14 protein-coding genes are annotated in these 14,687 nt (G+C 65.1%); 3 read left to right on the forward strand and 11 right to left on the reverse strand.

From position 1 onward, the window contains the following. Nucleotides 1-43 precede the first annotated feature (43 nt). The 7 genes from U743_RS09715 to U743_RS09745 form a co-directional block, all read right to left on the reverse strand. Nucleotides 44-1,183, reverse strand: coding sequence for a zinc-dependent alcohol dehydrogenase family protein (locus U743_RS09715; protein ID WP_043767718.1), 1,140 nt, complete (start codon nt 1,181-1,183; stop codon nt 44-46). Beyond that, nucleotides 1,180-1,632 (reverse strand): acyl-CoA thioesterase, encoded by a 453-nt coding sequence (locus tag U743_RS09720; RefSeq protein WP_043767721.1) that lies wholly within the window; start codon nt 1,630-1,632, stop codon nt 1,180-1,182. Before U743_RS09720 ends, U743_RS09715 begins: the two co-directional genes overlap by 4 nt. 135 nt (nt 1,633-1,767) lie before the next feature. Then, complete coding sequence (locus U743_RS09725) at nt 1,768-2,541, reverse strand: succinate dehydrogenase iron-sulfur subunit (protein ID WP_043767724.1); 774 nt, start codon at nt 2,539-2,541, stop codon at nt 1,768-1,770. A gap of 13 nt (nt 2,542-2,554) precedes the next feature. Next, a complete protein-coding gene (gene sdhA / locus U743_RS09730; RefSeq protein WP_043767725.1) occupies nt 2,555-4,342 on the reverse strand; it encodes a succinate dehydrogenase flavoprotein subunit in 1,788 nt (595 codons plus the stop codon). 27 nt (nt 4,343-4,369) lie between these two features. After that, nucleotides 4,370-4,750, reverse strand: a complete 381-nt coding sequence (sdhD, locus tag U743_RS09735) for a succinate dehydrogenase, hydrophobic membrane anchor protein (protein WP_043767727.1) — start codon at nt 4,748-4,750, stop codon at nt 4,370-4,372. Nucleotides 4,751-4,778: 28 nt separating this feature from the next. Beyond that, the gene (gene sdhC, locus U743_RS09740; protein WP_043767730.1) at nt 4,779-5,171 is read right to left on the reverse strand and encodes a succinate dehydrogenase, cytochrome b556 subunit; all 393 of its coding nucleotides are present in this window, start codon (nt 5,169-5,171) and stop codon (nt 4,779-4,781) included. A gap of 42 nt (nt 5,172-5,213) precedes the next feature. Then, nucleotides 5,214-5,405, reverse strand: coding sequence for a DUF1674 domain-containing protein (locus U743_RS09745; protein ID WP_043771821.1), 192 nt, complete (start codon nt 5,403-5,405; stop codon nt 5,214-5,216). A 107-nt stretch (nt 5,406-5,512) separates the two neighbouring features. Here U743_RS09745 and ygfZ point away from each other — a divergent pair, with 107 nt between their 5' ends. Then, nucleotides 5,513-6,316 (forward strand): CAF17-like 4Fe-4S cluster assembly/insertion protein YgfZ, encoded by an 804-nt coding sequence (gene ygfZ, locus U743_RS09750; RefSeq protein ID WP_052367845.1) that lies wholly within the window; start codon nt 5,513-5,515, stop codon nt 6,314-6,316. Nucleotides 6,317-7,357: 1,041 nt separating this feature from the next. On the opposite strand, the gene U743_RS09755 is transcribed toward ygfZ, so the two are convergent. The 3 genes from U743_RS09755 to prfB all read right to left on the reverse strand — a co-directional run bounded on the left by U743_RS09755 (nt 7,358) and on the right by prfB (nt 10,999). Further along, nucleotides 7,358-8,326 (reverse strand): IS5 family transposase, encoded by a 969-nt coding sequence (locus tag U743_RS09755; RefSeq protein ID WP_043770774.1) that lies wholly within the window; start codon nt 8,324-8,326, stop codon nt 7,358-7,360. Nucleotides 8,327-8,402: 76 nt separating this feature from the next. Next, a complete protein-coding gene (lysS, locus tag U743_RS09760; protein ID WP_043767733.1) occupies nt 8,403-9,899 on the reverse strand; it encodes a lysine--tRNA ligase in 1,497 nt (498 codons plus the stop codon). Between the two features lies 1 nt (nt 9,900). After that, a protein-coding gene (gene prfB, locus U743_RS09765) for a peptide chain release factor 2 (protein WP_198021992.1) occupies nt 9,901-10,999 on the reverse strand; the annotation gives its coding sequence in 2 pieces (ribosomal slippage) (nt 9,901-10,923 and nt 10,925-10,999; 1,098 coding nt in all). 163 nt (nt 11,000-11,162) lie between these two features. On the opposite strand from prfB, the gene U743_RS18120 reads away from it, so the two are divergent. Both U743_RS18120 and U743_RS09775 read left to right on the forward strand, forming a co-directional pair. After that, on the forward strand, nt 11,163-12,395 hold the full coding sequence (locus U743_RS18120) for an OmpA family protein (protein WP_052367846.1): 1,233 nt from the start codon (nt 11,163-11,165) through the stop codon (nt 12,393-12,395). Nucleotides 12,396-12,497: 102 nt separating this feature from the next. Beyond that, entirely contained in the window at nt 12,498-12,983 is a 486-nt protein-coding gene (locus U743_RS09775; RefSeq protein ID WP_043767735.1) for a DUF6231 family protein, read from the forward strand. 206 nt (nt 12,984-13,189) lie between these two features. Here U743_RS09775 and U743_RS09780 read toward each other — a convergent pair whose 3' ends face one another. Then, nucleotides 13,190-14,686, reverse strand: coding sequence for an aldehyde dehydrogenase family protein (locus U743_RS09780; protein ID WP_043767737.1), 1,497 nt, complete (start codon nt 14,684-14,686; stop codon nt 13,190-13,192). Between the last annotated feature and the right edge of the window lies 1 nt (nt 14,687).

Here is a 14,687-nt window from a genome sequence, read left to right on the forward strand (position 1 = left end):
GGCAGTATATCGGCCGCGCTCGGCGCGCTGCCCGCCCGAGGCCTCAATCGTCGAAGCGGATCACCTGCCGCACGGCCTCGGCACGCGCCAATCGGTCGAAGGCTGCGTTGATACCGTCCAGAGCGAGCTCGTGCGTGAGCAGCTTATCCACCGGCAGCCGGCCGGCACGGTAAAGCGAGAGAAAACGCGGCACGTCGCGCGAGACCACCGCCGAGCCCATGTAGCTGCCACGCAGTGTGCGTTCCTCGGCAACCAGGCTCACCGCCGGAATGCTGAGCATGCGCTCGGGATGCGGCAGGCCCACCGTCACGGTCTGACCGCCGCGCACGGTAGCGAAATAGGCCTGCTCAAGCACCTTCTCACTGCCCACCGTCTCGACGGCGTGCGCGGCACCGCCGCCGGTATGCGCGCGCACTGCCTCGACGGCATCCTCTGCGGTGGGGTCGACCACATGCGTCGCGCCCAGCGACAGCGCCAATTCGCGCTTGGCGGCGACCGGATCAACCGCCACCACCGGCCAGGCACCGGCAGCGATCGCGCCGAGCAACGCGGCGAGCCCGACGCCCCCCATGCCGAAGACCGCGACCGACTCGCCGGGACGAACAGCGGCGGTGTTGACCGCGGCACCGACGCCGGTCATGACCGCGCAACCGAAGAGCGCGGCAATCTCCACGGGTAGATCGGGGTCGATGCGCACAGCCGAGCGCGTGGAAACCACTGTGCGCTCGGCAAAGGCCGAGACGCCGAGGTGGTGGTGGCACTCCGCGCCGTCACTATCGCGCCAGCGGCGGGCGCCGGAGAGCAGCGTCCCGGCGCTATTGGCGGCCGCGCCGGGAACGCAGAGAACAGGCCGCCCTTCGGCGCAGTAGGAACATGTACCGCAGGCCGGCACGAAGGAAAAGACCACGCGGTCGCCCGGTGCGAAGTCGGCGACATCCGGGCCGACGGCCTCGACGTCACCGGCAGCCTCGTGCCCCAGCACCATCGGCATCGGCCGGGGCCGCGAACCGTTGACCACCGACAAATCCGAGTGGCAGATACCGGCGGCGCGCACACGGACCTGAATCTCCCCCGGGCCCGGCGGCGCCAGTTCCAGGGTCTCGATCTTCAGGGGCCGGGTTTCGGCATAGGGCTGCGCAGCCCCCATCTCGCGCAGCACGGCGCCACGAGTGATGGTCGTCATCGCGTTTCCTCGCTGCCGTGCGAAATCTGTATCGCGGACAGCGCTGCACGCAGTGCCTCGGGCATGGTCACCGGCCGGCGGCTGGAGCGGTCGACGAAGACGTGCACGAAACGACCGGTGGCCGCCGCCGTTTCCTTGCCTTCGGCGAAGAGGCCGATACCGTAGTGCACACTGCTGTTGCCGAGCTTGGTGACACGCAGACCGGCAGTCACCGTTTCCGGAAAGGCAAGCGAGGCCATGAAGGCACATTCCGAGGCCACGCAGAGGCCGATGATCTCGCCGCGATGAATGTCGAGCCCGCCCTCGGCGATCAGGTAACGATTAATTACCGTATCGAAGAAGCTGTAGTACTCGACATTGTTGACGTGACCATAGACATCGTTGTCCTTCCATCGGGTGGGAATGGACAAGCGATGAGGGTACTCGACCAGCAGCTCGCCTCCGGACACCTGTGCGTCTCCTCCTGGATATCTCAGGGCATCCTAGCGGAGACCGTTGCACGGCGCCGTCAACGCCGTATTAAAAAATGCCGGCTCGCGAACGGGCCGGCATCCGGACTTGGAGACGATCCGAGCGACGCGCGCTCAGGTGCGGCGCTCGACCAGCATCTTCTTGGTCTCGGCGATGGCCTTGGCCGGGTTGAGGCCCTTCGGACAGGTCTTCGCACAGTTCATGATGGTGTGGCAGCGATAGAGCTTGAAGGGATCCTCCAGCGCATCCAGCCGCTCGCCGGTGGCTTCGTCTCGGGAGTCGGCCAGCCAGCGGTAGGCCTGCAGCAGCACGGCAGGTCCGAGATAGCGGTCGCCGTTCCACCAGTAGCTCGGGCAGGACGTCGAGCAACAGGCGCAGAGGATGCATTCGTAGAGACCGTCGAGCTCGGCGCGATCCTCGGGGGTCTGCAGACGCTCGCGCGTCGGCGCCGGCGTGTCGGTCTTCAGCCAGGGCTCGATGGATTCGTACTGGGCGTAGAAGTGCGTCAGGTCCGGCACGAGGTCCTTGACCACCGGCATGTGCGGCAGCGGATAGATGCTGACCTCGCCGGCGACCTCGTCGTGGCCCTTGAGACAGGCCAGCGTGTTGGTGCCGTCGATGTTCATCGCGCAGCTGCCGCAGATGCCCTCGCGGCAGGAGCGGCGGAAGGTCAGCGTGGGGTCGATCTCGTTCTTGATCTTGATCAGCGCGTCCAGAACCATCGGACCGCAGCTGTCCATGTCCACCTCGTAGGTGTCCACACTCGGATTGCCGCCGCCGTCGGGATCATAGCGATAGATCTTGAAGGCGCGCTTGTTGGCGGCCTTCGAGGGGAAAAACTTGCCGGGCTGCGGGCGCGAGCCCTTGGGAAGCTTGAATTCGGCCATCTGCTTCTCCTGATCAGTAGACGCGCTTCTGGGGCGCGATGACGTCGATCTCGTCGTCGATGGTGTACATGTGTACCGAGCGATACTCGATGCGCGCCTCGGTGTCGCTCTCGCGCCAGCAGAGGCTGTGCTTCATCCACTCGTTGTCGTCGCGGTCCGGGAAGTCCTCGCGCGCATGCGCGCCGCGCGACTCCTTGCGGTTCTGCGCGCTGGAAAGCGTTGTCAGCGCACAGCCCATCAGATTGTCCAGTTCCAGCGTCTCGACGAGATCGGAGTTCCAGATCAGCGAGCGGTCCGACACGGCGATGTCGTTGAAGCTCGAAGCCGTCTTGCGCAGCTTGTCCATGCCCTCGTCCAGCGACTCGCCGGTGCGGAAGACCGCGGCGTGGTCCTGCATGACCTTCTGCATCTCGGCGCGCACTTCGGCCGTGCCCCGGCTGCCGTCGGCGTTGCGCAGACGGTCGAAGCGGTCGAGGATCTTCTCCTCGCAGGCGCCGGATATGGGCTTGTGCGCCTGGTTCGGCTTCATGGTCTCGGCACAGCGCTGCGCCACCGAGCGGCCGAAGACAACCAGATCCAGCAGCGAGTTCGAGCCCAGGCGATTGGCGCCGTGGACCGAGACGCAGGCCGCCTCGCCCGCCGCCATCAGGCCCTCGACGACCTTGTTCTCGTCGCCGCCCTCTGAGGTAACGACCTCGCCCGTGTAGAGCGTCGGGATACCACCCATGTTGTAGTGCACCGTCGGCAGCACTGGGATGGGCGCCTTGGTGGCGTCGACACCGGCGAATATCTGTGCGGTCTCGGTAATGCCGGGCAGGCGCTCGTGCAACACTTCCGGGCCGAGATGCTCCAGGTGCAGGAAGATGTGGTCCTTGTTCGGGCCGACGCCGCGGCCTTCGCGGATCTCGATGGTCATCGACCGGGAGACAACATCGCGCGATGCGAGATCCTTGCGGCTGGGCGCGTAGCGCTCCATGAAGCGTTCGCCTTCCGAATTCGTCAGGTACCCGCCCTCGCCGCGCGCGCCCTCCGTGATGAGGCAACCGGCACCGTAGATGCCGGTGGGATGGAACTGCACGAACTCCATGTCCTGCATGGGCAGGCCCGCGCGCAGCACCATGCCGTTGCCGTCGCCCGTGCAGGTGTGCGCCGAAGTCGCCGAGAAGTAGGCGCGGCCGTAGCCGCCCGTCGCCAGAATGACGCGGTGCGCGCGGAAGCGGTGCAGCGTGCCGTTGGCCAGGTCCCAGGCGATGACGCCGCGACAGACACCATCCTCGTCCATGATCAGATCGAGCGCGAAGAACTCGACGTAGAACTGAGCGCGACACTTGAGGGACTGCTGATACATCGCGTGCAGCATGGCGTGACCGGTACGGTCGGCCGCCGCACATGTGCGCTGGGCGGTGCCCTCACCGTAGTGCGTGGTCATGCCGCCGAAGGGCCGCTGATAGATCTTGCCTTCCTCGGTGCGCGAGAAGGGCACGCCCCAGTGCTCCAGCTCGACCACGGCCGGGATCGCCTCGCGGCACATGTACTGCACGGCGTCCTGATCGCCCAGCCAGTCCGACCCCTTGATGGTGTCGTACATGTGCCAGCGCCAGTCGTCGTCGCCCATGTTGGACAGCGCCGCCGAGATCCCGCCCTGCGCCGCCACCGTGTGGCTGCGCGTAGGGAAGACCTTGGTGATGTTGGCGGTCTTGAAGCCGGCCTCGGCCAGCCCGACAGTGGCCCGCAGGCCAGCGCCGCCGGCTCCGACAACGACCACGTCGTATTCGTGATGGATCAGCTCGTAGGCAGCCATGCGAAAAAGCTCCTGGAGTGTCGGCGCTTAGGCGCCGAGGGAAATCTTGAGAATGGCGACGATGCCAAGCACCGCGGCGACGATGAGCACGAAGCGTGTAGCGATCAGCGCCGCCATCTTCTTGCCCTCGGAAGCTACGTAGTCCTCGATGACGACCTGTGTGCCGAGCAGCGCGTGGTGGAAGAGCGTGGCGATCAGCACCAGCAGCAACGCCGTGTTCAGCGGGCTGGCCACCCAGCCGCGGACGGCGACATAGTCGCTGCCGGCCAGCGCAGCGAGGCTGAAGAGCAGCCAGAGCATGAGCGGCGCCATGGCGACCGCCGAGATGCGCTGGATGAACCAGTGGTGGGTGCCTTCCTTGGCGGCACCGAGGCCGCGCGCCTCGGAGAGCGGGGAACGAAGACTCATGTTGTCAGCTCCTAGACTTGATGCGGCGTCAGAGCAGCACGACCAGCCAGACGATGGCGGTCAGCAGCAGCGATCCGGCAATCACGGCGTAGCCGGTGCGGTAGACAGTGGACAATTCGAAGCCGCGCCCGGTGTCCCAGAACAGGTGCCGGATGCCGTTGCAGAGGTGATAGCTCAGCGTCCAGCTCCAGCCGAAGAGCAGGATCAGGCCGTACCAGGCACCGGCGTGCCCCATGAAGGTGGCGTACGCCTGCGGACCAGCGGCAATCGCCAGCAGCCAGCCGACGAGGCCGAGGGAGCCAACAACATTGATCACACCGGTGATGCGGTGAGTGATCGACATCATCGACGTCAGCTGCGGGCGGTAATAAGGCCCGATCATGAAGGGCGACAACGGCCGCTGTGGAGTATTAGCGCTCATGGTGCCTCTCGATCCCTTGTTCTCGATGTTCAACGCCGCCGCTCAGAAGTCGATGCAGCGCCCCTTCTTTTCCCAGTCGCCGTAGCGCGTCGGCTCGGGGCCCTTGCGCCCACCCAGCTCCCGGGGGCGCGCATTATCGCCGCTTTCGGCTTTCGGAGTCGTTGGCGTATCCGAAGCGGCCGCTTCTGCCTCGGCTTCGGGATGGTTTTCGGTCTTGTCGTGGTGTTCGCTCATGGCATCCTGATGATGATGCAGTTCCTGCACTGCAGCAATTCGTGTAGAGAATCCTATTGAATATCCCAGCGCTAACAAGCCCCCCGCCCCATCGCGCGCTGCTGCGCGTGGAAGGCGAAGACGCCCAGAGCTTTCTCCAGGGCCAGCTCAGCAACGACATGCGCAAGCTCGCGCCCGAGCGCGCCGCGCTGAGCAGCCTGAACTCACCCAAAGGCCGCGTTCTCGCCACGCTGATCGTTTTCCCCACGCAGAGCGGCTACGGCCTGTTGATCGCGCCCGATATTGTGGAGGCTATGCAGCGACGCCTGCAGATGTTCGTTCTCCGCTCGAAGGTACAGCTGATTCCATCCGAAGAAGCCGTGCGGGGGTATGTGGGCGATGCGCCCCCCGGGGTGGAATGGCAGATCCAGCAGGGCTCCGACGACCTGCGTATCCGCGCGCCCGGCACACCAACGCGCAGCTGGCTGGTCGGTGGCGGGAGCGATGCGCCGGCCGACGAGAGCGCCTTTGCCGCCGCCGACATCGCCAGCGGGCTCCCCTGCGTCGGCGCCGCCCAGAGCGACGCGCACATCGCCCAGCATCTGGGCCTGCAGCATTTCGGCGCGCTGTCCTTCGACAAGGGCTGCTTCACCGGCCAGGAGGTCATCGCGCGCATGCATTATCGCGGCGGCATCAAACGCATGCCGCTGCGGCTGACCGGCAGCGGCGCCCCACCCGAGCCCGGCCTGACGCTGCGCAGCGGCGACGGCAACGCACTGGCCGAAGTAGTCAACAGCGTCGCCACGAGCGACGGCTGCGAGATGCTCGTCGTCTGGCGCGGGCTGGAGGCGCCGGAGGTCGTGGAATGTGATCAGGGGCGGTTTGAGGTTCGGGCCTTTGAGGCACGGGACAAGGAGGCTTCGCCGAGTTAGGGTTCGGGGTGGGAGCCACGCAATCTGCGCGCAGACGGTTGAATACCCCGCCGCGCAGTGGTTCCGCGCCCTTATAGCACTGAGCTGCCGAACTGACGTTTGAGCGAGGCGCGGCTTACTTTTTCTATTGCGCGATAGAAAAGTAAGCAAAAGACCGCGCCCCGACACCAGCGCCGGGCGTGCTCGGGGGCGAGCAGCGACCGAAGTGCCAGTGGCACTTCGCAGCGCTGGGAGCGCCCGGACAGGGATTTCCGGGCCGGGGGTTGTTGGGGCACCAAGGCCGCGCCATGGATGGCGGGCAGCACGTGGTGGAACTCCGAGGAATAACTGCCGCAGTCACTAGATTCGGTCTTCCGGACCTCATCAAGTGACCCTGGCTGGGCCTTCCCTGGCCCAGCCGTGATGCGCGCTGCGACTTGCCACCGGCAAGTCGGTCGCGCATCACCCCGGCACTCCGGCGCTGGTGTAGGGGCAACCTGGACGGCTCGTCGCTTCGCGACATCGCTGCAGAAGGCAGAAGCGCTTCTGCGCGATGCCGCGAAGCGGCGAGCCAGAACGATCCGTGCCCTTTGAGGGTGGCCGGCTCGGATGGCGCGCGCAGTGGGTCGCGAGGCATGGATGCCGAGCGAGGGCGACCAGGCCAGGGATGGCCTGGTCGCCCGTGCCCCGAGCACGCCATCCGAGACGGGAACCTGTCGCGGCGTAGCCGCGGCAGGCCACCCGGTGGGCACCATGGCTTTGGGTACTTTGGCCAAAACCAAAGTACCCCGCGCCGGTCGCGCGGCAACATTCGTTGGCGCCGTTGCTATGAAGCGCGGAACCCGCGAGCAAGACGGGGCCAATAAGAACCGTGGTGCCCTGAAGCGACAATCCGCAAGTCAGAGCACAGACTGCTTACAGCTACCGGGAGCTAAGGAATGTCTGATCAAAGTCGGATGAGTGACCGCGAAGACATTGCAGGCTGCACACCGGGTGAAATGAAGGCTGTTTCGGGGGGCTTCAGCCTCTGCAGAAGCCCGATTTCGTTGTCATTGGACGCACCTATCCTGCCGCCAGCAGCTGTCTTCGGGCCGCCACGAGGTTGGCCATGGCAAACAGGCTGTGCAGGTGCGCGGTGTTCTTGGTCAGGCCGCGATAGCGGACCTTGGTGTAGCCGAACTGGCATTTGACAATCCGAAACGGATGCTCGACCCGGGCTCTCAGAGACGCCAGACGTCGGTTGGCGGCGCGCTGCCATTCCAGCAGCGCCTTGCCGGCACTGCGCACGTAAGGCGTGACGATGCGCGGTCCACTATCGGGCGCCGGGGCATCCAGGCTGCGGCCCGTGCGTCGATAGCCGGCATCGCCCAGCACGATGCGTTCTTCGCCGTGCAGCAGGGCTTCGGTCTGGGTGATGTCGGCGACTTTGGCCGTTGTGCCGATAACGGTGTGCACGAGGCCACTGTGGGCATCGGCGCCGATATGCGCCTTGCAGCCGAAGTACCACTGGTTGCCCTTGCGCGTCTGACTCATGTCGGGATCCCGCGTACCGCTCTGGTTCTTCGTCGAGCTGGGCGCGTGGATCAGCGTGGCGTCCACCAGCGTGCCTTCGCGCAGCATCAGGCCCCGCTCGCGCAGGTGGGCATTGACCTCGGCAAAGATCTGCTCGGCCAGCCCGTGCCGCTCCAACAGCCGCCGGAACTGCAGGATCGTGCTCTCGTCAGGCACCGCCTCATCCGTCAGCGTGATGCCGGCAAAGCGGCGCATGGCATCGGAGTCGTAAAGCGCCTCTTCGGCGCCTGGATCCGACAGCCCGTAGAACTGCTGCAGGCAGTAGATGCGCAGCTTGGTGGCCAGCGACAGCGGCCGGCGCCCCGGCTTGCCCGCCTTGGGCTTCGGGTAGTGCGGCGCAATCAACGCCTCCAGGCGCGACCACGGAATAACCGCATCCATCTCCGCCAGAAACTTCTCGCGGCGCGTCACCTTCTTCTTGTGCGCCTGCTCAAGATCCGCGAACGTCCGCTGCTTCATCGACTGGCTCACCATCGTCTCCGTGCCCCGGCATCATCCCAGATCGGGGCGATTGATCAGAGTTTCCCTAAGGTCGCTACTGCTCCGGCCGCATCTGCGGAAACAACAACACATCCCGAATCGAAGCCGAATCGGTCAAAAACATCGCCAAACGGTCGATTCCCACCCCGGCGCCCGCGGTCGGCGGCATGCCGTACTCCAGCGCCCGGATGTAGTCGGCGTCGAAGTGCATGGCCTCGTCGTCGCCAGCGTCCCGCGCAGCGACCTGAGCGCGGAAACGCTCGGCCTGATCATCGGGGTCGTTGAGCTCGGAGAAGCCGTTGGCGACCTCGCGGCCGGCGAGAAAGAACTCGAAGCGGTCGGTGACCTCGGGATTGTCGTTGTTCCGGCGCGCCAGCGGCGAAACCTCGGCCGGATACTCGGTAATGAAGATCGGCCCTTCGAGACGGGATTCGACGGTCTTTTCGAAAAGCTCGGTGAGCAGCTTGCCCTTGCCGTACTCGGGCTTGACCTCGCCACCAGCCGCGCGCGCGGCTTCGGCCAGACGCTCGCGATCGTCGAGCACGCTTGGATCCAGTTCCGGATTGTGACGCAGCACGGCCTCGCGCATGCTCAGCCGCTGGAAGGGCTCGGACAGGTCGTAGTCCGCCCCCTGATAGCTGACCGTGGTGTCACCGGTTACGGCCAGCGCAGCGTCGCGCACCAGATGCTCGATGCGCGTCATCAGATCGCTGTAGTCGCTGTGCGCCTGGTAGAACTCGAGCATCGTGAACTCGGGGTTGTGCCGCGTCGACAGCCCCTCGTTGCGGAAATTGCGATTCAGCTCGTAGACACGCTCGAAGCCGCCGACGATCAGCCGCTTGAGGTACAGCTCTGGAGCAATGCGCAGATACATGTCGCGGCCCAGCGCGTGGTAGTGCGTCACGAAGGGCTTGGCAGCCGCTCCGCCGGCGATGGGCTGCAACATGGGCGTCTCGACCTCCACGAAGCCGAGAGCGTCAAAGAAGTCGCGCACGAAGCGCAAAAGCCGCGTGCGGCGACGGAAGGTCTCGCGCGCCTGCTCGTTGACGATGAGATCAACGTACCGCTGCCGATAGCGCTGCTCGACGTCGGTGAGCCCGGCCCATTTCTCGGGCAGCGGACGCAGCGACTTCGTCAGCAACCGCACCGATTCGGCCCGCAGGCTGAGTTCGCCGGCACGCGTGCGGAAGACCACCCCGGAAACGCCGACGATGTCGCCGATATCCCAGCCCTTGCAGATCTTGTAGACATCCTCGCCAAGGCCGTCGCGCTGCAGGAAGAGCTGGATGCGGCCGTCGCTGTCCTGGATGGTCATGAAGCTGGCCTTGCCCATCACCCGCTTGGCGACGATGCGGCCGGCGACGGCATGGCGGCGCTCCCGGGCCTCGAGCGTCTCGCCGTCCAGCTCGCCATAAAGGCCGTGCAGACAGTCGGCACTGGCGTCCGGCCGGAAATCATTCGGGTAGGCATTGCCGGCTTCGCGCAGGGCGGCCAGCTTCTCGCGGCGCTGGGCAACGACGAAATTTTCGTCGCGATCGGGTGTGTCGCTCACTTTAGAGTCCCTGCTTGAGGCTGGCTTCGATGAAGGGGTCGAGATGACCGTTGAGCACCTTTTGGGTATCGCTGATCTCGACCCCGGTGCGCAGATCCTTGATGCGCGACTGGTCCAACACATAGGAGCGGATCTGACTGCCCCAACCGATATCGCTCTTGCTGTCCTCGACAGCCTGTTTTTCGGCGTTACGCTTGGCCATCTCCAGTTCGTAGAGCTTGGCGCGCAGCATGTTCATGGCCTGGTCGCGGTTCTTGTGCTGACTACGCTCGTTCTGGCAGGCGACGACCACGCCGGTGGGCAGATGCGTCAGACGCACCGCCGAGTCGGTCTTGTTGACGTGCTGACCACCCGCGCCGGCCGAACGATAGGTATCAACGCGCAGATCAGCCGGGTTGACCTCGATCTCGAAGCTATCGTCGACCTCGGGCGAGACAAAGACCGCCGCGAAGGAGGTATGCCGGCGCGCGCCGGAATCGAAGGGTGACTTTCGCACCAGGCGATGCACGCCGGTCTCGGTGCGTAGCCAGCCGAAGGCATAGTCGCCGCGCACCATGACGGTGGCGGACTTGATGCCGGCCACATCGCCCGCCGAGCATTCCAGCAGCTCGTGCTCGAAGCCATGCTCGTCGCACCAGCGCAGATACATTCGCAACAGCATCTCCGCCCAGTCCTGCGCTTCGGTGCCACCGGAGCCGGACTGGATGTCGACATAGGCGTTGTTGGCGTCCATGTCACCGGAGAACATGCGCCGGAACTCCAGCTTTTCGGCAGCAACGCGGTGGCGGCGGCAGTCCGCGGCGATCTCCGCGATGGTGGCTGCATCGTCTTCGGCCGCGGCCATCTCGAGCAGCTCGCGCGCGTCCTGCAAGCCCTTGTCCGCGTCCTCGATGGGCGCGACGGTCTCAACCAGCCGCGCACGCTCGCGTCCCAGGGCCTGTGCCTGTTCGGGCTGGTTCCAGATCTCGGGATTCTCGAGCTCGCCGTCTATCTCAGCGATGCGGTCGCGCTTTTCCGCGCAGTCAAAGATAGCCCCGCAGCGCGTCGAAACGCTGCTGCAGGGCCGTAATCTCCTCGTCAAGCTGCTGGACTTCGCTCATCCTCGGACTCGGGCGCGCGTCATGGGCCGCGCAGTGTACGCAAGCACGATCCCTGGCGCAGCCTCGTGCGGCGATCAGGACGACACAAGAATCACGGGCGCTGATATAGTTTCGCCAACGCGTTGTCGCTTGGCGCGCGCGGTCAAAACACAGGGGAGAGTTCATGTTGAAACGAATCAGCACGGCGCTTATCGCGTTTGCCGGCTTGGGGCTGGCAACATCCGCCGCAGCCCAGATCGAAGACAAGCGCTTCTATATCGCGCCCAGTTTTTCCTATTCCATCGCTGACGGCGACCGGCTCACCGATAACGGCCTCGGTGGCCAGATCGGTATCGGCAAGCCGCTGACGAGCAATCTGTCGGCCGAGATCACCGGATTCTTCAGCAGCTACGACGGCGAGTTCTCGGATAACTCCGGGGAATTCAAGGGCATCGGCCTTGCCATGAACATCTTTCCTGTGGCGGATCGCCCGGACTACTACCTGCGTACCGCTCTGCACTACGGCGAGACCAGCGACGCTCCCTGCCAGCCACAGACAGGTTTCTCGACCTGCAAGAACGCCTACGACAGCATCGTCTTCGACTTCGGCGTAGGCGCGCTGATCCGCCCGGCATTCCTGGAGGTTCTGGGCGAGGGCACCGCCTTCCGCGCCGAGGCTGTCTACCGCATGGACTCGCACGAGGAGGACTCGGCGGGCCGCGGCGGCAACGATGCCTTCTACGACGGCGTCTTCACCGTCGGCCTGCAGATCCCGATCGGCTCGGTCTACGAAGAGCCCAAGGAAGACGAGTCGGCCAAGGTAGTGGACGCCGAGCGGCCGGAATGCCCGGATTACGACGGCACGATTCCGCAGGATGTCGCCGTCGACTCCGACGGCTGCCCCTTCGACGACGACAACGACGCCGTTCCGAACTTCGAGGACGAGTGCCCCGGTACGCCGGCAGGAACGCCGGTGGACGAGGTCGGTTGCGCGCTGCCGCTCTCCGAATGCCGCCCACCCTTCCCGGGCGAATCGGTGGATGCACGCGGCTGCGCTCCGGGAGATACGGTTGTCCTGCGCGGTGTCACCTTCGACTTCGATAGCAGCCGGATTACGCCGAATGCGCGCGTGATCCTCGACCAGGTAGCCGACACGCTGCTGAGCGCCGAAGGCCTCACGGTTGAGATCGGTGGCCACACCGACAGCCAAGGCCCCTCCGCCTACAACCAACGGTTGTCGCAACAACGCGCCGAGGCCGTGGTCGACTTCCTCACGGAGCGCGGCGTCTCCGCCGAGCAGCTCGAAGCGCGCGGCTACGGTGAGGAAGAGCCGATGGCCACCAACGACACCGAAGAGGGGCGCGAGCTCAATCGTCGGGTTGAGTTGCGCATTCTCGACATCGACGACAACGTCTAACTCGCACTTCTACGAAGCGCTACATAGGCCCCGCTTCGGCGGGGCCTTTTTCGTTGCGCAGCCACACTTGCCGCCGGCCCCTTCCCGCGCCATGCTGGGGGCATGCAGGCGAGCCCACCGAAAGACAGCCTCAGCGCGCAGCTCAGCGCCTTACTGGCTGAGTGCGAGACCGCGCGCAGCGTCTTTATGGAAGGCGATCCCAGCGCATCACAGCCGGCATGGCTTCCGGAAGGCGTCCTGCGCGACAGCGAGGTGGGCGCCATCGCAAAGCGTCTGGAACCACCGCGTGCCGCCCTGGCGATACTCAGCGCGGACTGGCTGCAGGCCGCTGCCAAGGCGAGGCGCCTGGAACGCGATCTGGCCTCGCTGCGCGACCTCTACGCCGAGGGCATCGTCGCCATCGCAGACACGGAGTGCCCGCTGGCCCCATCCCAGTGGCGCGCACTGGGCTTCCGGCCCTGGTGGCACGATGCCGACAGCGGCATCACCTTGCAGGGTTTCAACCTCTACGACTACAAGCAGCGGCCGGACTGGCTAAACGCCAAGTACTGGGCCAACCCGGAGCTGTGGGACGTCTACCGCTGGTGAGCGACAGGACAGGCGCCAGGGGAAGCGATCACGGAGCGCGTGCGGGTTCCTAGGGTCGGATTCCGTACCACCCGGATAGGTCGGGCTTCAGCCCCCCGAGAGACAAGCTCGCTTACAGAGACTAGCCACTGGTGGCGCTGCTGATTCTGAAAGGATCGGTGTCAATCATCCGCAGAATCTTCGCTTCGTCGTGTTCCTCCGCGGCCTCAGCCCTTGCGCTTGAAGACGCTGGTGACCTTGATGAGGCCGTTGATGCCGCTGACAACCGCATCCGGCACGACGATCGGCCGGTCAAACATCGAGCCCATCATCTTCTTGTACTTGTCGCTGTACGGCGGGAACATCATGCCCGGATCGCCCACGGGTGGGCCTTCCTCGATGATGGAGCGCTGGTTGGAGCATTCCAGGAAGGTATAGTGCCCACCGATACGCCCGATGCCGCTGGCGTTCACACCGCCGAATGGCAGATTGGCATTGGTGCCGGACTGGATCATGTTGTTGTTGACCACAGTGCTGCCCGAAGTCGTGTGCGTGATGAACCAGTCGATGGCCTCGCGTTCGCGCGCATAGACATACAACGCGAGCGGCTTCGGGCGGCGGCGGATTGTGGCCAGCACTTCCTCGCGCTCGGACCAACCGACAATGACGATGGCCGGGCCGAAGATCTCCTCCTGCATGATGCGCATATCTTCGGTGACGTCGGTCACAACCGTCGGCGCGATGAAACGCGTCTCGCGGTTGCGCCCGCCGCTGCCGATCAGGGTCGCGCCCTTCTCCGCGGCGTCATCAAGCAGGCCGGCAATCCGGTCGAAGTGCCGCTCGTTGATGATGCAGGGATATTCCGGGTTGGCCTCGAAACCGATATCGCCCGGGTTGTACATCTCGTTGATGGCCCGAACCAGCGCCTCGGTGAAGGGCTGCTTCACCGACTCGTGCACCAGCGCGTACTCCGGTGCAATGCAGACCTGCCCCGCATTGCTGAGCCGGCCCCAGGCGATCTTGCGCGCGGTGGCCTCGATGTCGGCACTGGCATCGATGATAGTCGGGTTCTTGCCACCCATTTCCAGCGTCACTGAGGCGAAATGATCCGCCGCCGCCTTCATGACCAGTCGGCCGACCTGATGCCCGCCGATGTAGAAAATATGATTGAAGGGCTGGGCGAGCAGCTCCTGCGCAATCTCTGGGCCACCCTGCAGCACGGTGAAGACATCCGGCTCACATGCGCGCGCGACGATCTTCGCCAGCACCTCGGCCGATTGCGGCGCCAACTCCGAAGGCTTCAGCAGCACGGCATTGCCCGCCGCCAGCGCACCGATGCTCGGCACTAGGCCGATGGCATAGGGCGCATTCCAGGTCGCCAGATTGAGCACCACGCCCTTGGGCTCATAGCGGATGTAAGACTTCTTGGCCAGGGTCATCAAGGAGCCCTTGACCGGCTTCGCCTTCATCCATTCCGCAAGGTGCTTGCAGGCGAACTCCACCTCGGCCTTCACCATGAGCAACTGCTGGTCGACATCTGTATCGCAAAGACCCAGCTCACCACGCGCGGCTTCGCGGATCTCCTCGCGCGCCGCAAGAGTTTCCTTGAGCAGCCGTTGCAGGCGGTCGATCCGCTGTTGCGCCGTCTCTTCGATCAGAGATGGTGCGCGGGCAGCGAGCGCACCGAAGGCGCTCTGGACATCGCTGATGGCGTTATCGGGCATA

Origin of the sequence: Algiphilus aromaticivorans DG1253 (genome assembly GCF_000733765.1) — a bacterium.
GTDB lineage: Bacteria > Pseudomonadota > Gammaproteobacteria > Nevskiales > Nevskiaceae > Algiphilus > Algiphilus aromaticivorans.

What these genes read in the sequence shown, in the direction of transcription:
- U743_RS09715 (WP_043767718.1), bottom strand. Translation starts at nt 1,183, where the DNA reads ATGACGACCATCACTCGTGGCGCCGTGCTGCGCGAGATGGGGGCTGCG.
- U743_RS09725 (WP_043767724.1), bottom strand. Translation starts at nt 2,541, where the DNA reads ATGGCCGAATTCAAGCTTCCCAAGGGCTCGCGCCCGCAGCCCGGCAAG.
- sdhA (WP_043767725.1), bottom strand. Translation starts at nt 4,342, where the DNA reads ATGGCTGCCTACGAGCTGATCCATCACGAATACGACGTGGTCGTTGTC.
- sdhD (WP_043767727.1), bottom strand. Translation starts at nt 4,750, where the DNA reads ATGAGTCTTCGTTCCCCGCTCTCCGAGGCGCGCGGCCTCGGTGCCGCC.
- sdhC (WP_043767730.1), bottom strand. Translation starts at nt 5,171, where the DNA reads ATGAGCGCTAATACTCCACAGCGGCCGTTGTCGCCCTTCATGATCGGG.
- U743_RS09745 (WP_043771821.1), bottom strand. Translation starts at nt 5,405, where the DNA reads ATGAGCGAACACCACGACAAGACCGAAAACCATCCCGAAGCCGAGGCA.
- U743_RS09755 (WP_043770774.1), bottom strand. Translation starts at nt 8,326, where the DNA reads ATGAAGCAGCGGACGTTCGCGGATCTTGAGCAGGCGCACAAGAAGAAG.
- U743_RS18120 (WP_052367846.1), top strand. Translation starts at nt 11,163, where the DNA reads ATGTTGAAACGAATCAGCACGGCGCTTATCGCGTTTGCCGGCTTGGGG.
- U743_RS09775 (WP_043767735.1), top strand. Translation starts at nt 12,498, where the DNA reads ATGCAGGCGAGCCCACCGAAAGACAGCCTCAGCGCGCAGCTCAGCGCC.
- U743_RS09780 (WP_043767737.1), bottom strand. Translation starts at nt 14,686, where the DNA reads ATGCCCGATAACGCCATCAGCGATGTCCAGAGCGCCTTCGGTGCGCTC.